The 22284-nt window shown below is 53.7% G+C and carries 22 protein-coding genes; 11 read left to right on the plus strand and 11 right to left on the minus strand.

What is annotated here, in order from left to right:
* Nucleotides 1-87: 87 nt before the first annotated feature.
* A complete protein-coding gene (gene ssb, locus OLX08_RS02020) occupies nt 88-603 on the plus strand; it encodes a single-stranded DNA-binding protein (protein ID WP_048597611.1) in 516 nt (171 codons plus the stop codon).
* A 72-nt stretch (nt 604-675) separates the two neighbouring features.
* On the opposite strand, the gene aroB is transcribed toward ssb, so the two are convergent.
* Together aroB and OLX08_RS02030 are read right to left on the minus strand one after the other, a co-directional pair.
* On the minus strand, nt 676-1812 hold the full coding sequence (aroB, locus tag OLX08_RS02025) for a 3-dehydroquinate synthase (protein ID WP_391482155.1): 1137 nt from the start codon (nt 1810-1812) through the stop codon (nt 676-678).
* A 5-nt stretch (nt 1813-1817) separates the two neighbouring features.
* Nucleotides 1818-2348: a shikimate kinase gene (locus OLX08_RS02030; protein WP_391482156.1), complete on the minus strand. Its 531-nt coding sequence runs from the start codon at nt 2346-2348 to the stop codon at nt 1818-1820.
* 246 nt (nt 2349-2594) lie between these two features.
* On the opposite strand from OLX08_RS02030, the gene OLX08_RS02035 reads away from it, so the two are divergent.
* The 4 genes from OLX08_RS02035 to OLX08_RS02050 all read left to right on the plus strand — a co-directional run bounded on the left by OLX08_RS02035 (nt 2595) and on the right by OLX08_RS02050 (nt 6662).
* A complete protein-coding gene (locus OLX08_RS02035; protein WP_158441639.1) occupies nt 2595-2750 on the plus strand; it encodes a hypothetical protein in 156 nt (51 codons plus the stop codon).
* Nucleotides 2751-2803: 53 nt separating this feature from the next.
* Nucleotides 2804-4339, plus strand: a complete 1536-nt coding sequence (locus tag OLX08_RS02040; protein ID WP_391482157.1) for a hypothetical protein — start codon at nt 2804-2806, stop codon at nt 4337-4339.
* Nucleotides 4336-5289 carry a site-specific tyrosine recombinase XerD gene (locus tag OLX08_RS02045; RefSeq protein WP_391482159.1) on the plus strand — a complete coding sequence of 318 codons (954 nt, stop codon included), beginning with the start codon at nt 4336-4338 and terminating at the stop codon, nt 5287-5289. The genes OLX08_RS02040 and OLX08_RS02045 overlap by 4 nt, the downstream gene beginning before the upstream one ends.
* An 83-nt stretch (nt 5290-5372) precedes the next feature.
* Nucleotides 5373-6662: an HlyC/CorC family transporter gene (locus OLX08_RS02050; protein WP_391482160.1), complete on the plus strand. Its 1290-nt coding sequence runs from the start codon at nt 5373-5375 to the stop codon at nt 6660-6662.
* Nucleotides 6663-6691: 29 nt separating this feature from the next.
* Here OLX08_RS02050 and OLX08_RS02055 read toward each other — a convergent pair whose 3' ends face one another.
* Nucleotides 6692-8248 (minus strand): helicase HerA-like domain-containing protein, encoded by a 1557-nt coding sequence (locus OLX08_RS02055; protein ID WP_391482162.1) that lies wholly within the window; start codon nt 8246-8248, stop codon nt 6692-6694.
* A gap of 491 nt (nt 8249-8739) precedes the next feature.
* Between OLX08_RS02055 and OLX08_RS02060 the strand changes: the two genes are divergently transcribed.
* A complete protein-coding gene (locus tag OLX08_RS02060) occupies nt 8740-9378 on the plus strand; it encodes an invasion associated locus B family protein (protein WP_391482163.1) in 639 nt (212 codons plus the stop codon).
* A gap of 58 nt (nt 9379-9436) precedes the next feature.
* On the opposite strand, the gene OLX08_RS02065 is transcribed toward OLX08_RS02060, so the two are convergent.
* The 4 genes from OLX08_RS02065 to OLX08_RS02080 are packed head-to-tail and all read right to left on the minus strand — an operon-like array spanning nt 9437 to nt 13615.
* Nucleotides 9437-10648, minus strand: coding sequence for a beta-ketoacyl-[acyl-carrier-protein] synthase family protein (locus OLX08_RS02065; protein WP_391482165.1), 1212 nt, complete (start codon nt 10646-10648; stop codon nt 9437-9439).
* On the minus strand, nt 10648-10905 hold the full coding sequence (locus OLX08_RS02070; RefSeq protein WP_391482167.1) for an acyl carrier protein: 258 nt from the start codon (nt 10903-10905) through the stop codon (nt 10648-10650). The genes OLX08_RS02065 and OLX08_RS02070 overlap by 1 nt, the downstream gene beginning before the upstream one ends.
* 31 nt (nt 10906-10936) lie before the next feature.
* Nucleotides 10937-12028, minus strand: a complete 1092-nt coding sequence (lpxD, locus tag OLX08_RS02075; protein WP_391482168.1) for a UDP-3-O-(3-hydroxymyristoyl)glucosamine N-acyltransferase — start codon at nt 12026-12028, stop codon at nt 10937-10939.
* Nucleotides 12029-12067: 39 nt separating this feature from the next.
* A complete protein-coding gene (locus tag OLX08_RS02080) occupies nt 12068-13615 on the minus strand; it encodes a L,D-transpeptidase family protein (RefSeq protein WP_391483160.1) in 1548 nt (515 codons plus the stop codon).
* Between the two features lie 519 nt (nt 13616-14134).
* On the opposite strand from OLX08_RS02080, the gene OLX08_RS02085 reads away from it, so the two are divergent.
* Both OLX08_RS02085 and OLX08_RS02090 read left to right on the plus strand, forming a co-directional pair.
* Nucleotides 14135-14704 (plus strand): YcbK family protein, encoded by a 570-nt coding sequence (locus OLX08_RS02085; protein ID WP_048597620.1) that lies wholly within the window; start codon nt 14135-14137, stop codon nt 14702-14704.
* Nucleotides 14705-14811: 107 nt separating this feature from the next.
* Nucleotides 14812-15135 (plus strand): TfoX/Sxy family DNA transformation protein, encoded by a 324-nt coding sequence (locus OLX08_RS02090; RefSeq protein WP_391482170.1) that lies wholly within the window; start codon nt 14812-14814, stop codon nt 15133-15135.
* A 73-nt stretch (nt 15136-15208) separates the two neighbouring features.
* Here the strand turns inward: OLX08_RS02090 and ndk are convergent, their stop codons facing one another.
* On the minus strand, nt 15209-15631 hold the full coding sequence (gene ndk, locus OLX08_RS02095; RefSeq protein ID WP_048597622.1) for a nucleoside-diphosphate kinase: 423 nt from the start codon (nt 15629-15631) through the stop codon (nt 15209-15211).
* Between the two features lie 116 nt (nt 15632-15747).
* Here ndk and OLX08_RS02100 point away from each other — a divergent pair, with 116 nt between their 5' ends.
* The 3 genes from OLX08_RS02100 to OLX08_RS02110 are packed head-to-tail and all read left to right on the plus strand — an operon-like array spanning nt 15748 to nt 18827.
* Nucleotides 15748-17610 carry an ABC-F family ATP-binding cassette domain-containing protein gene (locus OLX08_RS02100; RefSeq protein WP_391482172.1) on the plus strand — a complete coding sequence of 621 codons (1863 nt, stop codon included), beginning with the start codon at nt 15748-15750 and terminating at the stop codon, nt 17608-17610.
* A gap of 21 nt (nt 17611-17631) precedes the next feature.
* On the plus strand, nt 17632-18249 hold the full coding sequence (locus OLX08_RS02105) for a MarC family protein (protein ID WP_391482174.1): 618 nt from the start codon (nt 17632-17634) through the stop codon (nt 18247-18249).
* Complete coding sequence (locus tag OLX08_RS02110) at nt 18249-18827, plus strand: TIGR02281 family clan AA aspartic protease (protein WP_391482176.1); 579 nt, start codon at nt 18249-18251, stop codon at nt 18825-18827. The genes OLX08_RS02105 and OLX08_RS02110 overlap by 1 nt, the downstream gene beginning before the upstream one ends.
* Here the strand turns inward: OLX08_RS02110 and OLX08_RS02115 are convergent.
* Genes OLX08_RS02115 through OLX08_RS02125 form a run of 3 tightly spaced genes read right to left on the minus strand, consistent with a single transcriptional unit; the run spans nt 18816 to nt 22231 of the window.
* Nucleotides 18816-20180, minus strand: coding sequence for a cytochrome P450 (locus OLX08_RS02115; RefSeq protein WP_391482178.1), 1365 nt, complete (start codon nt 20178-20180; stop codon nt 18816-18818). The two genes, OLX08_RS02110 and OLX08_RS02115, sit on opposite strands and share 12 nt — an antisense overlap.
* Nucleotides 20177-21433, minus strand: a complete 1257-nt coding sequence (locus tag OLX08_RS02120) for a hypothetical protein (protein ID WP_391482179.1) — start codon at nt 21431-21433, stop codon at nt 20177-20179. Before OLX08_RS02120 ends, OLX08_RS02115 begins: the two co-directional genes overlap by 4 nt.
* Nucleotides 21434-21478: 45 nt before the next feature.
* A complete protein-coding gene (locus tag OLX08_RS02125; protein WP_048597628.1) occupies nt 21479-22231 on the minus strand; it encodes a cytochrome c biogenesis CcdA family protein in 753 nt (250 codons plus the stop codon).
* Between the last annotated feature and the right edge of the window lie 53 nt (nt 22232-22284).

The following is a 22284-nucleotide window of genomic DNA, read 5'->3' on the forward strand; positions in this document are numbered from 1 at the left end:
ACCACAGGAACACCCAATTGGGTGTTTCTGAAGCCCGCGATAAAGCCTAAAGTGGCGCGAAATGCAGGAATCAATAAGGACATCGACATGGCAGGATCAGTGAACAAGGTCATTCTGATTGGCAACTTGGGGCGCGACCCCGAAGTGCGCACATTTCAGAACGGCGGCAAGGTCTGCAACTTGCGGATTGCGACTTCTGAAACATGGAAAGATCGCAACACAGGTGAGCGCAAAGAACGCACCGAATGGCACTCTGTGGCGATTTTCAGCGAGCCGCTGGCCAAAGTAGCAGAGCAATATCTGCGCAAGGGTTCCAAAGTGTACCTTGAGGGCCAGCTTGAAACACGCAAGTGGCAAGATCAAAGCGGCCAAGACAAGTATTCCACAGAAGTAGTTCTTCGTCCCTACACCAGCACGCTGACAATGCTTGACGGACGCGGTGACAACAACGGTGGTGGCAGCATGGGCGGCGGCGGTGGCGGCGGTTACATGGCCGACGATCGGAGCGGCGGCGGATACGATAGCGGTCCATCATACGGTGGTGGAATGGGTGGCGGCGCGCCTAGCCCTTCAAATGACTTAGATGATGAAATTCCATTTTAATCAAATGGTTATAGGTTAAAATTAATGTAAGGCGCTCCGTAAATCGGGCGCCTTCTTTGTTGGGCCACCTATCTATCGGGCATCTTCCAGAACACTGCGCACCACATCCACAGGCACGTCAGTGGTAACAAACGCCTCACCGATGCCCCGCGCCATAATGAAACGCAGCTGCCCATCGATGACCTTCTTGTCTTGTGACATCAGTTCAATGAGGGCGTCAGTTGACGGGAGTTCCCCATCGATATCACGCAGATCAACTTTCATACCCATTGCCCGCAAATGCGCGCGCACCCGGCTTGGCGCTTCTTGAGCACACAGCCCCAACCGCATTGAAGCCTCAAAAGCCAAGGCGCAACCAATCGCAACGCCCTCACCGTGCAAAAGGCGGTCCGACGCATAGTCTGTGGCGGTTTCAAGTGCATGGCAAAACGTGTGCCCAAGGTTTAGCAGAGCACGATCCCCCTGCTCTGTCTCATCCCGCACCACAATATCAGCTTTCATCTGAACAGAACGGCGCACGGCCTCAATGCGCAAATCAACATCTCCTGCAGCCATTGCCGGTGCATTTTCTTCAAGCCATTCAAAAAACGCGGCACTTCCCAGAAGTCCATATTTCACGACTTCACCGTAGCCTGCCAAAAAATCACGGCTTTGCAATGTCCCAAGTACGCCCACATCCGCCAACACCAAACTCGGCTGATGAAATGCGCCAATCAAATTTTTACCGTGGGGCGCGTTAATGCCTGTTTTACCACCAACGGAGCTGTCGACCTGCGCCAAAAGTGACGTTGGGATCTGCACAAACCGAACACCGCGCCGTAAAATCGCAGCGGCAAAGCCTACCAAATCACCAATCACGCCACCGCCAAAAGCAACAACAACGTCACCACGTTCTACTTTTTGGTCCAACAGCCACTCAACTGTTTTACTCAAATGCGGCCAACTTTTTGTACTCTCACCGGCGGGTAGTTTCAGTGATGTCATTTCGACACTATTTTCGGCAAGGCCAGCGTGCAGCGCATCCAAGTGCAACGACGCCACGTTTTCATCGGTGACCACAGCCACTTTTGGCCGCCGCAGCAAAGGTAAAATTTGCGCTCCGGCTGATGCAATCAGACCAGTTCCAATCCGCACGTCATAGGCTCTGGTATCAAGCGGAACATGAACCGTCGCTTGTGTTGCGCCATCTGTGGGGGAGGTCTCTGTCATTAAAATTAGTCCTTCAAAAACGCAAATAAGGCGCGCTGCACAGCCGTGGTCGTCTCAGTAATGCTTCCCTGCCCACATTCCACCTGAATGTCTGCGCGGCGGTAGTGAGCCACCCGCGCATCGAATAGCGCGTTCAAGGTAGCGCGTGGGTTTTCAGTCCGTAAAAGCGGCCGAGTATCTTTATGGCGAACCCGCTCCCAAAGCACATCAAGCGGCACGTCAAGCCACACAGAAACGCCTTTGCTCGCGATTAGATCACGATTTGTAGGCGCCAGAAAAGCGCCCCCTCCAGTACTCAAAACACACGGTGGGCCAGACAGCAAACGGTCTATTACCTCGGTCTCGCGCTGACGAAAAAAGTCTTCGCCATCCCGTTCGAAAATCTCGGCGATGGTACGTTGGGCGGCGGTTTCAATCTCGGCATCACTATCAACAAACGGTACATCGAGAGCATGGGCCAATGCACGACCAATCGCCGTCTTGCCGGCTCCCATCATGCCAACCATCACAACCGTTTTTAAAAGGCTCTGCGCCATCGTGTACGTCACCCCGAACATCGTTTGCCGCGCCTGTCACTTACCTATCAGATAAGCGCCTGCCCGCCGTTTTCCGTCTCACCCCACGTGAATGCCGTGAGTTTTGCAAAAAGACCATATACAACTGCAATAATTCGCTCAATTATGGGCTAAAGTCGCGGCAATGCACCGCGTCATCTGGTTGAGTACAGTGTAGAAACCTGTAGCTAAGCTGGGAAATCGAGGCAGAAAAGAAAGTTCGACGCTATGATAGGACGACTTTTTAAATTTATCGGGTATCTCGCAGTTTTGGCGATCATCGGGCTGGTGGCCTTTGCGTATCTTGGGCCGATGGTGATGCCTGATGCCTTCGCCCCACCGCAAACTTCAGTCACAAAACCTATTACTTTGAGTGTTGAATGATGCCAACCAAGCACGTGGGTCTAGCGGGTTTTGCGTGCTGCCTATGGGCTTGCATGGCGTCCGCACAAGAAGAGCCACTATCAACCATTGATTGGCTAAGCGAGACACTGCGCGGCCCACAAACGGTGCCTCCAGCCGGTACGCTACCACCGATCGACCTTGATGCAACTGTACGTAGTTTGACCCTTCGCCCTGGCGGCAATTTGCCCGAACAGATCACAATACCGCAAGTCGCCGTCGAGCCACTTGGCGCGCCCAAAACACGTGCTGTTGGTCTCAGCCCGCCAAGTGCTACTGGCCTGCCCCATACCCTTTGGACAGCGAGCGATCCTGAAACTCTTTCCCCTTTGCTTAGAGCGATCGGCGCACCGACAATTCCTGCGATGCAGCAGCTTTTACGCCGACTGCTGATTGCGGAGGCAGACACGCCAATTACACGCGACCCAGAGGCTGATATCTTGGTCGCACGCGTGGACGCTTTGTTGGCAATGGGGGACGTAGAGACAAGTCTTGCACTGCTCGATCAGGCAGGTGCGATGACCCCGCAACTGTTTGCACGTTGGTTTGATCTATCACTGCTGACTGGTACGGAAGATGCCGCATGCACAGCGCTTATGGCAAACGCAGCCCTACGTGCGGCACTGCCAACTCGTATCTTTTGCCTGTCACGCACAGGGGACTGGAACGCCGCAGCTTTGACGCTCAAAACAGGCGAAGCCTTGGGGAAAATTTCAGCGGATAAAGCAGCTCTTTTGGCACAGTTTCTTGATCCAGAACTTGCAGAAGAAAGTGTTAATCTGGCACCACGACGCGCAATTACACCGCTGCAATTCACTTTGCGCCGCGCGATTGGAACACCACTGCCAACCACCACGCTTCCCCTCGCTTATGCCACCACAGCGCTGACGCCAGACAACGGTTGGAAAACGCAAATTGACGCAGCCATCCGCCTTGCCCGTGCTGGAAGTTTGTCATCAAACCGACTGCTGGATGTGATGGCAGCCAACATTCCGTCCGCATCAGGGGGCGTTTGGGAATTGGCCGAAGCATGGCAACGCCTTGATATCTCCGTGACCGCTAGAAATCCCTCGGCCATCAGCCGTGCACTCCCTACAGCTTGGGTCGAGGCGCGAAAGGCAGGTGTGCAAACAGTGATGGCCGACCTCTACAGTGAGCCTCTAAAAGACTTGCCGCTGACCGGTCCGGCACAAATTACGCGCGCTGAAATTATGTTGGTATCGCCCCTTTATGAAAGCGTGTCAGCCGAGGACACCGCCAACACTGACCTAGCTTTCGCGCAGTCGGTCGCCGTAGGGACCCCAATTGCATCCCTTGCGGGCAGCTTGATTGAACGGATCATTGTGGACGGATTTGCGACAAACATCCTGCCCCCACAAAATGCAGAGTTGCTCCGCCAAGGGAAATTGGGTGAGACACTTGTCCGCGCAATTGTCACCGCAGAACAGGCGGCGACGGGCGACTTGCGTGACATCGCACAAGTCATCACACTTCTGCGCCAAACGGGTCTGGAAAGCACTGCCCGCCAATTGGCCCTGAACCTCCTTTTGATCGATAGGCTACGCACATGACTGCGGTTCATTCTGACGCCCATCTGATTAAAGCGTTTCTAGAGGCACAAGCCGCTGAGTTGGACGCCGCCACGAATACGCAGCTGGCCTATGCCCGCGATCTGACGGATGTGAGTGGCTATTTGAACCACAACGATGAAAACTTTGCATCTGCCACACGCCAGCACGTGGAGGATTATCTAGTACATTGCGACGCCCAAGGTTTTGCAAAATCTACCCGCGCGCGGCGATTATCGGCGATGAAACAACTCTTTCGGTTTATGTTTGAAGAAGGGTTGCGAGCAGATAACCCCGCCATTCAGATAAAAGGCCCCGGCCGCAGCAAAGCACTGCCAAAAACGCTATCCACCGATGAAGTTGAACGGCTGCTTCAGACTGCACGTACGATCGGCAGGACTGAAAATGACCGATTGCGAAACGCCTGCCTGATGGAGCTTCTGTACGCCACGGGAATGCGTGTGACCGAACTTGTCAGCCTCCCCGTAAGTGCTGCACGCGGTGATCCGCGGATGCTGCTGGTTCGTGGCAAAGGCGGTAAAGAACGGATGGTTCCACTATCTGCCCCCGCGCGTGACGCCCTTGCGGCGTGGCTTACTGCATGGGACACCAAAGATACCCTAAGCAGAGCCAAAGGGCTGCCAAGCTCAAAGTATCTTTTTCCATCGCCCTCAAAAGACGGGCATCTAACACGCCATGGGTTTTACATTTTTATCAAAGACTTATCTCTCAAAGCTGAAGTTGATCCCGCAAAAGTAACACCGCACGCAATGCGCCATGCTTTTGCCACGCACCTTCTTGAGAACGGCGCTGATCTACGGTCAATTCAGGTGCTTCTTGGGCATGCTGATGTCGCCACAACCGAGATTTACACACATGTTTTGGATGAACGTCTCAAGGCGCTTGTGCTTGAACGTCATCCCTTGTCCACCACTCCAGATCGCAACAACTAAAGGCAAAACGCCTGCCAAGCCCTTGATTTTCACGGCAAACACCCTTCATAGCTAATACAGGGTTATTTAAGGACTTAAAACCAGTGGACACAGCCTTTTGGGTTACGTCGGGCGGAATTGTAATTCTGCTTGTACTGTCGGGCTTCTTTTCAGGCTCGGAAACTGCACTAACAGCTGCCTCACGCGGCAAACTCCGAGCACAGGCCGACAAAGGCAGCCAAGGGGCCGAGCGCGCGCTGGCCATCACCGAAGACAACGAACGGCTGATCGGTTCGGTCCTTCTGGGCAACAACCTCGTCAACATTCTGGCAACCTCGCTGGCGACAGCCTTGCTGACCCGCGTGTTTGGCGAAAGCGGTGTTGCACTTGCCACCCTTATTATGACGCTGCTTGTTCTGATCTTTGCAGAGGTGCTGCCCAAAACATACGCCATCACAAATGCCGAGACCGCCGCCGCCGCAGTTTCAGGCCCCATTTCAGTTGTCGTCAAAGTGTTCTCGCCAATTGTGGCCACCGTAAGGGTGTTGGTCCGTGCCGTGCTAAGCATTTTTGGTGTTCAGACCGATCCCGATGACCATATTTTGGCCGTGCGCGAAGAGATTGCCGGTGCGCTTAATCTTGGACACTCAGAAGGGGTTGTGGAAAAAGAAGACCGCGACCGCATCTTAGGCGCACTTGATCTGAGTGACAGGACGGTAGAGGAAATCATGCTTCACCGCTCGGGCATTGAAATGATCAATGCCGACGATGATCCCGAAACTGTATTGTCGCAATGTCTTGCTTCAAGCCACACCCGCTTGCCCGTTTACCGCGACGAGCCTGAGAACATTATCGGCGTCGTGCACGCAAAGGACCTGCTGCGCGCTATTGATAAATTGGTGCGTGGCCCAGACGCAGATCCTGCGGGTCTGTCCCGGTTTCAAGTGGGCGATGTGGCGATGGCCCCCTATTTTGTGCCTGAAACCACGACGCTTGATGATCAAATGCGTGAGTTTTTGCGTCGCCACACGCACTTTGCGCTGGTGGTTGATGAGTACGGCGCCCTGCAGGGCTTGATCACACTTGAGGATATTCTTGAAGAAATCGTGGGAGAAATCGCAGACGAATTTGACGAGGCAAAAGAGCCAGAGTTTATCGCTGACATCGATGGTACGTACACACTAGATGGTGCAATGACGATCCGCGATGTAAACCGCGCACTTGATTGGTCGTTGCCAGATGACGAAGCCGTCACCCTTGCGGGCCTTGTCATTCACGAAGCGCAAACGATCCCTGCCGAAGGACAAGTATTCTCATTCCACGGTTTCCGGTTTGAAGTCGCGAGCCGCGAAGCAAACCGTTTGGCAGAGTTGAAGGTACGCAAAATCGGCTGAACGCAGAGAAACCAAAATAAGGGGGCGATTTAACGCCCCCGAAATAACCCACCCAAAATACCGCGTACAATACGCCGCCCAGTTGTGCCTTTCAGCTCTTTCAGAACGACCTTGCCGATCTCAGCACCAAGTGAGGTACTGCTGCGCCGCGGTGCACGCGCTGTTGAACGGCCAACTTTTGTACCACTGTACCGCCTGTTCGACAGGTACTCGCGCTCTGCCACTTGCAGTTCTTCCTCTTTCTGCTCAGCGGCAAGGGCAGCATCTGCCGCACGTTCTGCACGCTTGGTAAGCGTTTCAAAAGCCGACTGCCGGTCAATAAGTGTCTCGTATTTACCTGCAATCGCTGAGTTCGCGATACATGTCGCCCGCTCGCTGACCGAGATCGGACCAAGTTGTGAGGACGGTGGTCGGATCAACGTCCGTTCGGCCACTCCCGGAACCCCTTTGTCCTCTAGGAAAGACGTGACCGCTTCACCGACACCGACTTCGGTAATGGCTTGTTCAATATCAAACGCAGGATTTTCGCGGTATGTCTCGGCGGCCAATCTAAGGGCCTTTTTATCCCGTGCCGTAAACGCGCGCAAAGCGTGCTGAACACGGTTGCCAAGCTGACCCAAAATGTCTTCTGGCACATCTGCGGGGTTTTGCGTGATGAAGTACACACCAACGCCTTTGGACCTGATCAAACGGGCGACCTGCTCGACTTTGTCGACCAACACTTTGGGTGCATCGTCAAACAACAAATGCGCCTCATCAAAGAAAAAGACCAGTTTCGGTTTGTCCGGATTACCCACCTCGGGCAGCTCTTCGAACAGCTCAGACAGGAGCCACAACAAAAAAGTCGCATAAAGCTTTGGCGCGTTCATCAGCTTATCAGAAGCTAAAATGTTAACACGCCCACGAGGACCATTGGGGGTGACATCAACGGCCATCAAATCGCCAAGTGCGAGTGCCGGTTCACCAAAAAGATGCGCTGCACCTTGGTTTTCAAGCACCAGCAACCGCCGTTGGATCGCGCCAACGGACTGGCTGCTCACATGCCCATATCGCAGCCCGAGTTCTTTGCCGTTTTGCCCCACCCAAACCAAAAGTGCTTGAAGATCTTTGAGGTCCAGCAGGGCCAATCCTTGCTCATCTGCGACCCGAAACGCGATGTTTAGAACGCCTTCCTGCGCCTCTGACAGCTCGAGCATACGCGACAACAATAGCGGACCCATTTCAGCAACCGTTGTTCGCACAGGATGACCTTGCTTGCCGTAAAGGTCCCAAAAACACACAGGGAAAGCTTCATAGGAAAAGTCATCAAGCCCAATAGTATCCACGCGTTTTTGAAAGGCTTCATGCAACTTGTGACCGGCATCACCGGCCTTGGCCAAGCCGGACAAATCTCCTTTCACATCAGACATAAAGACAGGGACACCTGCACGGCTAAAACCTTCTGCCAAAATTTGAAGGGTCACGGTTTTGCCCGTTCCCGTGGCCCCTGCGATCAACCCGTGACGGTTTGCGTACTCAAGCTTCAGGTGTTGCTGCTGTGCATAGTCCGGCCCACCGCCGCCAACTATCAATGTTTTTTGCGCCAATGTTCGTGACCCCTACCTAACTCGTAAACAAAATTGCCTTAATTCAAAAATATAGCGTTAACGATTGTATGTCACATTAATCCTATGCAGCGTAGTCGGTTCTCAGCGGTGCATTCCTCCCTGAAGGACTGGCCGCGGCGCATGTTTAGTCGCGGTCCTTTTTTGTGCACTGCATCCTGATCATGCTCAATTACTTTGCTTTGAGAAAACCCACCAACCTTTTCAGTATTAAATGTTGACGAACGCGTCGGCTTTTCCTAGCTTCGACTTATAAGTCGGCTAGTCTGACAGGGAAAAACAAAACAGGGGTTGCTGGTTTTAGCAGCCCCTGTTTTCTTGGCATAACTATTGAGGCAAAATTAGCCTTAGATTATCCCATACTAAATAATTAAATAAATGCGGCCGAAGCCAGCAAAATTCCGCTTTGCGCAATGACACACCAAATCAGGCATGATAAGCCGCTAGCAGCTGTAAAAAATACGGGAAAAGCCATGACCAACCTCTTCAAATTCTGTGCAATTCTCGCAGTTTGTGCCGCACCAGCTTGGGCGCAAAGCAAAACATCAGACACGGATCAGACCGCCCCTGCGGGAACTGTGAGCACCGATGGCGATGCAGGCATCCCGTTGCAACTGGGCGAAGAAGAAGCGCCCAGCGGACCACAGCCGGGCCAGACTTATGTTCTCGAAGAAGCGGGCGCGTGGGAAATTCGCTGTGTTAAGCGCCCCGAAGGAGCAGGGCAGCCGGATCCGTGCCAATTGTACCAGCTGCTGAAAGATCAAGAAGGCAATTCGGTCGCTGAAATTAACATGCTCGCCCTGCCCGCAGGAAGTGCTGCAGCGGCGGGCGCCAATGTTGTTGTCCCCCTTGAAACATTGCTGACCGAGCGGCTGACAATGGCGATTGATGGCGGACCTGCCCGCAAATACCCGTTTGCGTTTTGCAGCCAAGTGGGGTGCTTGGCCCGTCTCGGGTTTGCTGATGCTGATGTGGCCAATTTCAAACGCGGAAACGTGGCAAAGCTGACAATTGTACCAGCGGTTGCACCAGATCAAAAAGTTGAACTGGATGTATCTCTAAGCGGTTTCACCGCAGGTTTTGCGCGTCTTCAGGAACTATCGGCCCAGTAAATCCGTCTGATTAAAGACAAAAAAGGTCGCTCGACTTATTAAGCTTAGCGGCCTATTTCTAGGGTGCACGTCGCAACGCGATAACCGCGTTTAAACCACCAAATGCAAATGCATTCGACAGCGCCACGTCAACCTTCGCATCACGCGCTACATTCGGCACGACATCAAAGGCGCACTCTGGATCTGTCTCTTGGTAATTGATCGTCGGGGCAATAACCCCTTCTCTAAGGGCCATCAGACAGGCCAGAAGCTCTACTGCCCCGGTCCCGCCGATTAAGTGACCATGCATGGACTTGGTCGAACTCATCATAAGCTGGTCAGCGTGGGGCCCAAACACTTCGGCAACGGCAGCGCATTCTGTCTTGTCATTGGCCGCGGTTCCCGTGCCGTGGGCGTTGATATAGCCAACTTCAGATCGGTCAATTTGTGCATCCCGCAAAGCACCCGCGATGGAACGCGCGGCTCCGGCTTTGGACGGCATAACGATATCAGAGGCGTCAGAACTCATCGAAAAACCAATCACCTCAGCAAGAATTCCCGCGCCGCGTGCTTTGGCATGCTCAAACTCTTCGAATACAAACACGCCAGCACCCTCGCCCTGCACCATCCCGTTACGGGTTGCACAAAACGGGCGGCAGCCATCTTTCGACATAACCCGCAGCCCTTCCCAGGCTTTGATGCCACCAAAACAGAGCATGGCTTCTGATCCACCTGTAATCATAGCCTTCGCGCTCCCGCCGCGGATCATGGCAAATGCCTGCCCCATCGCGTGATTTGATGACGCACAAGCTGTGGCAACCGTAAAGGACGGGCCACGCAAATTATGTTCCATGCTGACATGAGCCGTTGCCGCATTATTCATTAGTTTCGGGACGATAAAAGGATGAACGCGGTTCTTGCCGTCCTCATAGACGGTACGATAATTTTCGTCTTGGGTGGTCAACCCGCCCCCAGAAGTGCCTAGGATAACGCCTGCCCGATCCGCTAGCTCGCCAGTAAAGACCAACCCCGATTGGGCAATCGCCTCGCGCGCTGCAAGTAGGGTAAATTGCGTGAACCGGTCATAAAGAGCGATCTGCTGGCGGTTAAAGTGATCCGCTTCGTTATAGCTGTGAATTTGCCCCCCAATGGTGACGGAAAGCCGCTCAACGTCGCGCATATTCAGCGCGGAAATACCACAGACACCTTCCGCCATAGCGGCTTGCGTAGAAGCAACATCACGGCCAAGCGCATTGATTGTGCCAGCCCCCGTAATGACGACGCGGGTCATTAGGCCGCCTCGTTCACAAGCTTTTCGATCGCTTTTGTGATGGACCCAACGGTCGAGATATCAAAGTCGCTTTGAGACGGCTCATTGGCATTGAAGGGCACGGAAATATCGAAGGTTTCTTCGATCGCAAAGATACACTCGACCACGCCCATGCTGTCCACACCCAACTCAGCCAAGTTGCTTTCAAGCGTAATTTCAGCAGGATCAAGCATGGCTTGCTCTGCTATGATATCAATAACTTGCGATGCAATGCTCATGTGACTTTGGGTCCTGTATGATCTCTGACGTTTAGCTGTTGTCGCTATCAGAAGTAGGTGCTTTTTTCAGGGCTGCAACATCTTTGGCAAGACGCGGCAGACGGCGAAGCGCCTTGTACTGATCAATCCCCGACTTCATAGGAATTGCGGGATCCCCCATTAGAACCCTACCCGCTGGTTGGTTGGTCCTGATTTTGCCACTTCCGCTAAGAATAACGTCATCGCCGACAGTGACATTATCAACCACGCCAGACTGCCCCGCCAACACAACACGGTCGCCAAGCGTACTGCTGCCCGCCACGCCGGACGCACCGCAAAGTAAGCAGTCCTCACCCACCACGGCGTTATGTGCCAGTTGGACAAAATTATCGATTTTCGTCCGATTACCAATTTTCGTGTCACGGATTGTGCCACGATCAATACAGGTGTTCGCACCGATATCTACTTGATCGCCAATCGTCACGCTGCCCAAAGAATGTATGCGGGTCCAATGTTGGCCCGCTGTCTCGCCGCGTTCACCCAAAGTTTCACGAATTTGCTCGGTCGGGGCCTTGTCTGGCGTTACAAAGCTAAATCCGTCCGAACCGATCACAGTCCCAGACTGGCACGTAAAGTCATCCCCAATGGTAACGTTATGCCCTATGTTAACGCCTGCGTGGATCAACGCCCGTGCGCCAATTTTTGTACCGTATCCAATGGTCGTGTGTGCCCCGATTTGCGCATTATCGCCAACAACCACATCAGCACCGATCACAACAAACGGCCCGACAGACGCGCCTTTCCCGATTACGGCGGACGGATCGATGACAGCCGAAGGGTGAACGCCTGAACCAATCTTGGGCCCTTCATCGAACATCTTGGAAAGCGGCCCAAGGCTAAACCGTGGTCGCGGCACACAGATAGCACCTTTCAGACCAAGCGCCTTCCAATCCGCATCAGACCAGAGCAAAGCAGCCTCTGCCGCAGCGCTTAAACCTGCCGCAGCAGATTCTGAAAAAGCCAATGCAAGTTGATTATGCGCTGCATCTTGAGGCTCGGACAGTCCGCGCAGGACAAGTGTCTCATCCCCAAGCGCCTCAGCGCCCAAAGCCTGTGCGATTTCAGCCAATGTATAGGTTGTCATGTCCACGCCCCTTTACGCATGCGGGTGTCGGCGCAAGACTTAGCCGCTGACGCTGCGCAGGGCCACCCCTTCCCGCGCCAAGGCACGCCAAATCCGTGCATCGCGGCCGTAAACGTCGCGTCGGAATTGAAGTAGCCCATCAGGTGAGGCGATCGCTGTGCGGTACATGATATGCACGGGCACAGGCTGTTTTAGGTTCACGGTCGCTTCCTCACCCGTCGCCAGCAATGACTGGAAGAACGCCTTTGGGTTACTCTCTTGCTTTGCCAAAAGCGCGTAAGCAAAATCAAACGGGTCGTTCAAACGGATGCAGCCGTGACTGAATGCACGAACATTGCGACTGAACAAGCTTTTGGCGGGCGTGTCGTGAAGATAGATGTTGTAGCGGTTGGGAAACATAAACTTAACCAACCCCAGGGCATTCCCCTTTGACGGGGGCTGGCGCATGTTAAATGGAAAGGTCTGTTCATCAAACTGACTAAAATCGACCGCGCCACGGTTAATCTTGCGACCCGAACTATCAGTGATTTCAAGTTGGCTCACCGCGTTGCGGTTTTCCTTCAAAAGCGGCAGGTATTCCTTCGTGGCGATCGAGCGCGGCACATACCAGCTTGGATTGATGACCATAAATTCCATCACGTCCGAAAACTCTGGGCTGCGCTGGTCCGAGACGTTCTTGCCCACCACACTGCGGGTTTGGAACGTCACAGTGCTACCATCCATAATTTTGGCGGTAAAATCTGCTAAATTGACATCGATATGACGTTTTCCGCGTGGACGGTTCATCCAACGCTCGCGCTCCATTGCAACGATCACGTTGCGCAGACGCCGCTCCATCGGCACGTTGATTTCCTTCAGCGTCACCGCTCCAGCAACACCGTCCGCGGGCAGACCGTTGCCAAGCTGAAATTGCTGCACCGCTTTTTGCAGATCCGCGTCATATGTTGCTGACGCACTACGGCGCATGTAGCCCATCGCCACCAGACGGTCGCGCAACTCAACCACACCTTTACCGCTTTGACCTGGCTTAAGCGATTTACCAGATACCGTCGGGCCCCAACCGCCTTTTGCGATTTGACGTTCCATATCCAGCTTGGCTTTCATCAAGCGCGTATATTCGGGGTTCTTAGGCGGCAAGCTTTTCATGAAGCCAACGGGATTTGAATTTGCGAACGCATCAAGGGTCGCCAAACGGTTGCGGTACGGGACTTTGCGTACAATTTCCTCGTCCACCCGTGACGGCGTTAAAATGCCGGTCTGAATATCGCGCGCATAGGAAAGAAACTGACGAGACAACTCAACTTCCAGCTTTCCGCGTGCTGTGGCACCTTCCGCTGCGCCAATCAATTTTCGTAGTTTAGCATCATCGTATTTGGCTGAGGGCAATCCATGATCTGCTGCACCCGCAAACGCCGCTACCAATGCACGGCGCCTCGCGCGATCTTTGCTGCCCGACCCGACCCATATGGCTTCATAACCCGTTGCTTTGTAATAGGCAGCAATGTCGCGATCTTTGGCTGCTGCCGTCGCGATTGCTTGTTTTAATTGCGCATCTTGGGCCAAAGACGGCGACGCCACAGCCAACATCAAAACAACAAGACCCAACCACAGAACCGCCAGCGCATTGCGCCAGACAACCAAACCACGATCCACCGTTTCGGCGCTGACACGACCCTCAGCGCGCGCATTCAGATGGTTGTTGAATTGGCGTCCGGAAATAGCTTGTTTACGCAACATGTCTTTTGTCCCCCACACATTTAACTGTGTTTACTACTTGGCAGATACGCGCAGCACACCCGCAAGATGGATGATCCACGATGCCGCTTTGAGTGTCTATTCACAAATTCCTCATCTATTCGTTCTAGAAGGCATTTGTGGCATAGCAGCCAGATTTCAGCGCCCGCATCTGTGCGCTGCACGACCGTAACGATTGACGAAGGCCCTGATACGCAAAAATATGCCGAAATTCGCGGTAAATCGTGGGTCTGACAAATCTATCCTTGGTTGCTGATTCCCCTTGTGCAATAACATGCGCACATCTGGGGAGATGTAATAGCGGCAAGCCTTTCTGAGGGCTTTACGCAAAAAGCAGGACGACGAGGCACGATGAGCACGGTATCTTCCACTTGCATCACACGGCGTGGGCTTTTGACGGCGTTTGCCGCAAGCGCGATCACAGCCGCCCCAACGTATTCAAACGCCGCTGGTTTTCTGCGTGGCGCTGGCGACATTCGCAAACTCAAAGCTTACTCTGGACGGACCGGCGAGAGCATTGAGATGATATATTGGGTTGAGGGCGAATACCTGCGCGACAGCCTAAAAGAAATTAACTGGTTCATGCGCGACTGGCGTCAGGACAAAGCAATCAAAATGGACACACGCACGATTGATGTGATGGCGGCGGCGCATAATTTGATGGATACGCCCGAACCCTATTTGCTGCTGTCTGGCTACCGGACGCCGCAAACAAATTCGATGCTTCGGTCACGGACCGGTGGCGTAGCTAAAAAGTCGCTACATATGAAAGGCCAAGCAGCTGATCTTAGGGTCAGTGGCCGTTCTGTAAGCCAAATGGCCCGCGCAGCGCAGGCTTGTGGCGGCGGTGGTGTTGGCCGCTACACCAAATCAAACTTCGTGCATATGGATTGCGGCATCGTGAGAACTTGGGGCCGTTAATTCGGCACACCCTACCACTCCAAGTTTCTTTAAAGATTTCGCGGGCATTTGAACAAAACGGCCCAAGGCATCTTATCCAAAGCACAATATCAGGCTAACATTTTGATATGTCTGATTTGCAAACAATCAAAAATATCGGCCCCGCCTTTGAAGAACAGCTTATCGCGGCAGGTATCGCTGATGCGCAAATACTGCGCAGCCTAGGGCCCGACGCGGCCTACGCCATGTTATTGGCCGCGGGCAACAAACCCCATTTCATCGGATACTACGTTCTGGTCATGGCACTGCAAGGGCGTCCTTGGAATGATTGTAAAGGCGCCGAAAAAGAAGCGCTGCGGATCAAATTCGACGCGCTAAAAGCAAACCGCACGCAAAACGACACCGGCATCGAACGCGAACTAGATGCCATTGGGACTGGTCTGATCAGATAGGCCCGTCAGCCAGACAAGAAAAAGGGCGCAAAGGTTTCCCCCCACGCCCTCTCAAATTCAAGTCACAAGTGACTTAGCCAACCAGTTCAAGGCCAGAGAAGAAATACGCGATTTCTTCTGCAGCAGTTTCTGGAGCGTCAGAACCGTGAACAGAGTTTTCGCCAACTGATTCAGCAAACTCAGCGCGGATTGTGCCTGCAGCCGCATCACTTGGGTTTGTGGCGCCCATAACTTCGCGGTTTTTCGCAATTGCGTCTTCACCTTCAAGAACTTGTGCAACGATTGGTGCAGACGCCATGAATTCACACAGCTCGCCGTAGAAAGGACGCTCTGCGTGCACTTTGTAGAACTCGCCTGCTTGTGCAGCTGTCAGGTGGATGCGCTTTTGTGCAACGATGCGCAGACCAGCAGCTTCAAATTTTGCATTGATCGCGCCAGTCAAGTTGCGGCGTGTTGCGTCTGGTTTGATGATTGAGAATGTACGTTGGATAGCCATGATAGACCCCTTACAGGTTTTGAGTTGCAGTAATGATTTGGCGCGCACTTAGCACCCTTTCCCGCCTATGAAAAGCCTGCGTTGACGGGGGCCACGTAAACGGGCATGGACCCTGCATGTTACGCATTTCAGACATCTCATTCGCCATCGAAGGCCGTCCGCTTTTTGAAGGCGCATCCGCCACAATTCCCACAGGCCACAAGGTCGGTTTGGTTGGGCCAAACGGCGCCGGCAAAACCACATTGTTCCGCATCATTCGCGGCGAGTTTGCCCTTGAAGGCGGGTCAATTTCAGTGCCAGAACGCGCTAAAATTGGCGGCGTAGCCCAAGAGGTTCCCTCCTCCGAGACCTCATTGCTCGATACGGTTTTGGCCGCTGACACCGAGCGCAGCGCTTTGTTGGCCGAGGCTGAAACCGCAACAGACCCCGCTCGCATTGCCGATGTTCAGATGCGTTTGGCCGATATCGATGCATGGTCTGCCGAAGGCCGCGCCTCATCCATTCTCAAGGGTCTGGGTTTTGATGCGGCCGAGCAATTGATGCCCTGCTCTGCGTTCTCTGGGGGCTGGCGGATGCGTGTGGCTCTTGCGGGTGTGCTCTTTGCACAGCCCGATATTTTGTTACTAGATGAGCCGACAAACTATTTGGACCTTGAAGGCGCGCTTTGGCTGGAAACCTATCTGGCCAAATACCCCCACACGGTTGTCATCATCAGCCACGATCGCGGCCTTTTGAACCGCGCTGTCGGCCACATTCTGCACCTTGAAGGGCGCAAACTAACGCTCTGGGCTGGTGGTTATGATCAGTTCGCCAAGGCCCGCGCCGAGCAGCGCGCCATTCAAACTGCCGCCGCGAAAAAGCAAGATCTGCGCCGCGCGCACCTGCAAAGCTTTGTGGACCGCTTCAAGGCAAAGGCATCAAAAGCCAAGCAGGCCCAATCACGTGTAAAGATGCTTGAGAAAATGGAGACAATAACGCCGCCCGAAGAAGCGGCAAAGCGCGTTTTCACCTTCCCCGAGCCCGAGGAAATGTCCCCACCCATCGTCAATGTTGAAGGTGCGGACGTCGGATATGATGGAACGCCGGTTCTTCGAAAGCTGAACCTGCGCATTGATCAAGATGACCGCATCGCACTTTTGGGCAAAAACGGTCAGGGTAAGTCGACGTTGTCGAAACTGCTGTCAGGTCGCCTTGATGCGATGGCGGGCCGTGTGGTCATGTCATCCAAGTTACGCATTGGTTATTTTGCACAACACCAAGTGGATGAACTTTTTATCGACGAGACCCCGCTTGACCATATCAAAAGGCTGCGTCCCGACGAAGGACAGGCCCGTTTGCGCGCGCGTCTAGCTGGCTTTGGTCTTGGCGCCGATCAGGCTGACACGCTTGTGGCAAAGCTCTCTGGGGGGCAAAAAGCACGCCTGTCGCTGCTGCTTGCCACCCTTGATGCGCCGCATATGCTGATCCTTGATGAGCCGACCAACCACCTTGATATTGAAAGCCGCGAGGCCCTTGTTGAGGCCCTAACGGCCTACTCAGGCGCTGTCATTCTGGTCAGTCACGATATGCACCTTCTCTCAATGGTTGCTGACCGGCTTTGGTTGGTCAAAGACGGCGGCGTGGCACCTTACAACGATGACCTTGATGCCTACCGCAAACTGCTTTTGACCAATGACGCACCACTGAAAAACAAAGATAAAACCGCTGCTAAACCCGCCAAACCGAAAGTCACAAAAGACCAACTCACGGCCATGAAAACAGACGTTCGCAAATGCGAAGAGCGCCTCGAAAAGCTGAACGTCATGGGCGATAAGCTGGCCAAAAAACTGGCGGACCCAACTCTTTACGAAGACGGCAAAGCAGGCGAAGCTGAAGTGTGGCAGAAAAAATACGCCGAAGTGCGCACAGCGCTCGACCGCGCCGAGGCGCTTTGGGTCGCTGCATCAGAAAAACTCGAGGCGGCGAGTAAACGGGTTTAAGGCCCCGGACAGGAGACCGGAATGGACATAGCGTTTCTCATCACTGCATTCGCGACGCTTTTCGTGATCATCGACCCGATTGGCCTTACTCCCATTTTTGTGGCCCTTACGACAGGAATGTCCCCGCAGCAGCGCCGCCAAGTTGCACTGCGGTGTTGTCTTATCGCCGTCGGTATTTTGTTGGCATTCGGCCTTTTTGGAGAGGCATTGTTGGGGTTTGTGGGCATTGGCATGCCAGCTTTCCGCATCTCAGGAGGTGTGTTGTTGTTCATCACCGCTCTCGACATGCTTTTTGAACGGCGCCAATCGCGGCGCGAAGATCAAGCTGAAGAAGAGCCCGTAGACGACCCGTCTGTCTTTCCTATGGCCATTCCACTCATCGCGGGCCCCGGCTCTATCGCGACGATCATTCTGTTGACGGGCGATCAAGACTGGATGGGATTTGCCGCAGTCACACTGGTCATGATCAGCGTTATCATCTGCGCGTTTTGCCTGTTTCTGTTCGCAGGCGTCATCGAGCGCGGATTGGGCAAAACTGGCGTCAACATTGTCACACGCCTTCTTGGGATGCTTCTTGCGGCCCTATCGGTTCAATTCATCCTTGATGGGTTGCGCGACTTTGGCATCGGGTTGATCTGATGGATGGCGGCGACACCGCGCAACTGCTCTATATGGGTCTGCTCATTGTCGCGATCGGCGGCAGCTATTTGGTGAGCCAACGACGTAATCTAGGCAAAACACTGCAACAAGCCGCGATTTGGCTCCTTATTATTCTTGGTGCGATCGCTGGTGTCGGGCTTTGGGAGGACATCAGCGGCACAGTTACTCAGGCTCAAAACACCAACGCCGCAGGTCAAATTGAGGTGCCACGTCGTGTCGACGGGCATTTTCACCTAACGCTACAGGTAAACGGTATCCGCGTGCCTTTCTTGGTAGATACTGGCGCAAGCGAAATTGTTTTAACCCAAGAAGACGCGCGCCGCGTGGGGTTTGACACTGCGACTTTGGATTATTTCGGGCGGGCAAACACGGCTAATGGCACAGTCAGCATTGCATTTGTGCGCCTTGAAACTGTGCAACTTGGCGAGATTATGGACACTGGCGTGCGCGCGACAGTCAATAGCGCACCGATGGAAGGCAGCCTTCTGGGGATGAGCTATTTGCAGCGCTTTGCTGAAGTTTCAATCCGCAGAAACACTTTGATCCTAACGCGGTAAAATCTGTAACCAAATGCCGTCTTTGGCACGTACGGTCAGGTGGGCCACTGGTACCGGAAGCCGATCTTGGACCAACTCAAACCGGTACGCACGCACCAGATCCGCCAACATCAAGACCCCTTCCAGCATTGCAAAACTCGCCCCTGTGCAAACCCGTGGCCCACTGCTGAACGGCATGTACGCTTGTCTGACAGCTTGCTTAGCCTCTAGATTTTGAAAACGGGTTGGATCAAACTGATCTGGATCATCCCACAACCGAGTATGGCGATGTAGATGCCACGGGCTCAGCACAATTTGCGCACCGCGCTTCACATCACGGCGCCGAAATTCAACATTTTCTGCGGCCTCGCGCACCATCATGGGAACTGGTGGATAAAGCCGCAGCCCCTCGCGAAACACATCGCGTGTCACGCGCAGTTTCGATAAATCGGAAAATTCCAGATCACTGTCTGGCACTTCCTCGGCAATCTTGTCCTGCCATTCAGGGTACATCGCCAGCAAATAAAGCGTCCATGCCAAAGCAGAAGCGGACGTTTCATGACCCGCCAAAAAGAAAATCGCTACCTGATCGACCATTTCATCAGCGCTAAAAATCTGGCCTGTTTCGGGATCAGGGGTCGTCATAATTTTTGTAGCCAAATCATCGGGCGCGCGTCCCTGCGATATCTCTTCCAGCCGCGTTTCGGTCAGCTCCGCAATCAAGGCACGAATGGTTTTAGCAGTTTCAGACGTTTGGCGCCGAAAGACACGAGGCATCCATTTCGGAAGCCGAACAAAGGCGGCTAAGTTCAAAAGCGGCTGACTGCGTTGGTAGTCTCTGAACTGTGAAAAAACTGATTGCGCGATTGGCGTATCAATAGGCAGCGAAAACAGGGTGCGAAAAATTACGTCAGCCGCCGCATGGCTGGTGAGCGGCTCAATATCGCGTGCGGTTCCATCGGCCAAAGGTGCGAGGCGCGCAACAGTTGCAGCACTTGCTGCTTTCATCGACCCAAACACCTCGCGCAGCCGTCCGCCTTCGAACGCGGGATCAATTATCCGGCGCTGTCGCTTCCATGCCTCGCCGTTCGTCAAAAATACGCTGTCTCCCAACAAAGGGCGCAGGCCTTCGCTGATCCGGTTTGATTTGGGAAAACTATCGGGTTCAGTTTTCAGAACACGCTCAATCACCTGAGGATCATTCACAAGGTAGCTTCGGAAAAACAGCGTCCGAAATTCCGCCATCCAAGCGCCGTAAAGTTTGGCAGGTTGCGCGGACAAAATATCTGCCCGAAACAACTTCATATACCGCCAGAGCGATACACGCTCGGGCCGAGATGCTGGTTTTGGGGGGCGTATGTCATTGCTACTCATGGGGCGGTCTTTGTGAATTTTGACACAGCCCTGACGATCCGTGAGTTCGACGGTGCACGTCCTTTGAACCGCTCTGCGAGCGAAACGTGGCCGGCAGTAATCTGAAAGTAATCATAGTCAGCTGGGCTATCGAATGCGCAGAGGTACTGAAAATGAAGTCGGAAAAACCGCCAACGCAGTGCCTTCCACCGCGAAGCACTTAGTGTTTGGGAAAACGCTGCCGAAATCACCAAAGGCCACCGTTGTGTGGGTTGCGCAACGCCCGACACAGCAACAGGATCACAAAGCGCAAACGCACAGCCATCACCTGGTGCAGTCACATCCACCCACGTCAGTGGCGCAGCCTCACTGAGGTAGTGCAGATCACGACGCAACTCATCTGCACCAGGAAGAAAACTGACCATTGGCACGACTTGTCCAAGTGACAGAAACGCCAGCGCCGGTTGGTGTGTGGACAGGTTGCCGTCACGCAGAACATCGGCCAACGCCGACACTGCCAGATGCGCACCAGAGGAGTGCCCAACAACCAAAACCTCATCCACATCGCTGTGCAACGCGTCAGAGATTGCAGCGGAAAACTCCGTAATTCGCTGTTTTAATGCAGCTGAATAGGCGCCGCAGGTCGCAGCCGAGTGGCTATAATCATGCATCAAATAGTAGGCGAAAAACTTGTTATCGTTGGTTTTGAACCAGCGTAGAACGCACCACGAGGCGACAACTGCGACCGTCAATGATATTGGCCAAATGCTAAAACTAGCGCCCACTTGCATCACCCAATTCAGCAACCGATAGACCACCGTGCCGAGCCAAAACGCCAAGCCCGCCTGCCCCAGCAAAAACACCACTGGATAAAGCGCCGCAATCACAGGGCCTTTTCGCAGCTTCATCAGCCGCCACAGAACGCCTGTTGAGATGTAAATCCATGCAGTCTTGAACAATTGCGCATAAGTCGCCGCGATCGTTTTCGACATGCTGTCACGCACAATGTCAGACCAAACGAGCACTTCAAAATCGCTGTCCGTTATATGGCCGTCGATATCTGCTTTCACATGCCAGCCATACCGCGCGCCTGTGTGTTTGCCGGATAATTCAATATCATAGCCGCTGATCCGCCCCTGATCCTTGCTTTGTGTTCGGTAAAGCTCGCGGTATCTGCGCGGGTGGATCGGATCATATCCGGGAATATAGAACACCTTGCGGCGCTTAACACGCGCCGCAGTAGCTTTTTCCGAATGTGAGTGGATAGATTTCATACCCAAGCGTTAGAGGCATTTTTGGGCAAAATGAGGGCAAAAAGGTTAACCGAAATTTGCTAAAGCAGGGAAAGTCTCAAGCAGCCAAAAGCTGAATTCTGTGAATTGCCCTGTCAGCATCATCAAACCAACTGTCCAGAGCAGAAGACCCATCACCCGCTCAATCTGCTGCATGTGTCGTTTCATCCATGCCATCACGCCGCTCAAAGAAGGGAAAAACGCAGCAACAAGCAAGAACGGAATGCCTAATCCGATGGCATAGACTGCCAACAGCGCGGTGCCCCGAACAGCACTGGCCTCAGATGCGGCCAGCGACAAAATCGCCCCCAATTGCGGCCCAATGCACGGCGTCCAGCCAAAGGCAAACGCCAGCCCGAGAACATAGGCACCAAACGCAGAACCGCCCTGATCGCCTGCGTCCATGCGTATCTCACGGTCCATGAAGCCGATACGGTACACACCAACAAAATGCGCACCAAAAACCATGATAACCACGCCCGAAGCCACCACGAACCACTGCTGGTTTTGTAGAAAAAACGCCCCCATCAGCGAGGTCGTAAAGCCCAAGATCAAGAAGACCGTCGACAGGCCCAAAACGAAAAACAGCGCGGTTCCTAACGCTTTGGCCCGCGCAGATTTCTCACTGTTCATATCACTAACGCTCACACCGCCCATATAGGCCAAATAAGGTGGCACGATCGGTAGTACGCAGGGGCTCAGGAAAGAGATAATGCCCGCAACAAGGGCGATCCCCATGGCAGGCAGCAGCGTTACGTCAAGGACGGAAAAATCTAACATGCCACCCTGATACGGGTTTTTCGCGGGTGGGCAAATAGCAAGGGCGTTACAAA

This window comes from Nereida ignava (assembly GCF_047114695.1).
GTDB classification, from domain to species: Bacteria; Pseudomonadota; Alphaproteobacteria; order Rhodobacterales; family Rhodobacteraceae; genus Nereida; species Nereida ignava.

What these genes read in the sequence shown, in the direction of transcription:
- ssb (WP_048597611.1), top strand. Translation starts at nt 88, where the DNA reads ATGGCAGGATCAGTGAACAAGGTCATTCTGATTGGCAACTTGGGGCGC.
- aroB (WP_391482155.1), bottom strand. Translation starts at nt 1,812, where the DNA reads ATGACAGAGACCTCCCCCACAGATGGCGCAACACAAGCGACGGTTCAT.
- OLX08_RS02030 (WP_391482156.1), bottom strand. Translation starts at nt 2,348, where the DNA reads ATGGCGCAGAGCCTTTTAAAAACGGTTGTGATGGTTGGCATGATGGGA.
- OLX08_RS02035 (WP_158441639.1), top strand. Translation starts at nt 2,595, where the DNA reads ATGATAGGACGACTTTTTAAATTTATCGGGTATCTCGCAGTTTTGGCG.
- OLX08_RS02040 (WP_391482157.1), top strand. Translation starts at nt 2,804, where the DNA reads ATGGCGTCCGCACAAGAAGAGCCACTATCAACCATTGATTGGCTAAGC.
- OLX08_RS02045 (WP_391482159.1), top strand. Translation starts at nt 4,336, where the DNA reads ATGACTGCGGTTCATTCTGACGCCCATCTGATTAAAGCGTTTCTAGAG.
- OLX08_RS02060 (WP_391482163.1), top strand. Translation starts at nt 8,740, where the DNA reads ATGACCAACCTCTTCAAATTCTGTGCAATTCTCGCAGTTTGTGCCGCA.
- OLX08_RS02065 (WP_391482165.1), bottom strand. Translation starts at nt 10,648, where the DNA reads ATGACCCGCGTCGTCATTACGGGGGCTGGCACAATCAATGCGCTTGGC.
- OLX08_RS02070 (WP_391482167.1), bottom strand. Translation starts at nt 10,905, where the DNA reads ATGAGCATTGCATCGCAAGTTATTGATATCATAGCAGAGCAAGCCATG.
- lpxD (WP_391482168.1), bottom strand. Translation starts at nt 12,028, where the DNA reads ATGACAACCTATACATTGGCTGAAATCGCACAGGCTTTGGGCGCTGAG.
- OLX08_RS02080 (WP_391483160.1), bottom strand. Translation starts at nt 13,615, where the DNA reads ATGTTGGCTGTGGCGTCGCCGTCTTTGGCCCAAGATGCGCAATTAAAA.
- OLX08_RS02085 (WP_048597620.1), top strand. Translation starts at nt 14,135, where the DNA reads ATGAGCACGGTATCTTCCACTTGCATCACACGGCGTGGGCTTTTGACG.
- OLX08_RS02090 (WP_391482170.1), top strand. Translation starts at nt 14,812, where the DNA reads ATGTCTGATTTGCAAACAATCAAAAATATCGGCCCCGCCTTTGAAGAA.
- ndk (WP_048597622.1), bottom strand. Translation starts at nt 15,631, where the DNA reads ATGGCTATCCAACGTACATTCTCAATCATCAAACCAGACGCAACACGC.
- OLX08_RS02100 (WP_391482172.1), top strand. Translation starts at nt 15,748, where the DNA reads ATGTTACGCATTTCAGACATCTCATTCGCCATCGAAGGCCGTCCGCTT.
- OLX08_RS02105 (WP_391482174.1), top strand. Translation starts at nt 17,632, where the DNA reads ATGGACATAGCGTTTCTCATCACTGCATTCGCGACGCTTTTCGTGATC.
- OLX08_RS02110 (WP_391482176.1), top strand. Translation starts at nt 18,249, where the DNA reads ATGGATGGCGGCGACACCGCGCAACTGCTCTATATGGGTCTGCTCATT.
- OLX08_RS02115 (WP_391482178.1), bottom strand. Translation starts at nt 20,180, where the DNA reads ATGAGTAGCAATGACATACGCCCCCCAAAACCAGCATCTCGGCCCGAG.
- OLX08_RS02120 (WP_391482179.1), bottom strand. Translation starts at nt 21,433, where the DNA reads ATGAAATCTATCCACTCACATTCGGAAAAAGCTACTGCGGCGCGTGTT.
- OLX08_RS02125 (WP_048597628.1), bottom strand. Translation starts at nt 22,231, where the DNA reads ATGTTAGATTTTTCCGTCCTTGACGTAACGCTGCTGCCTGCCATGGGG.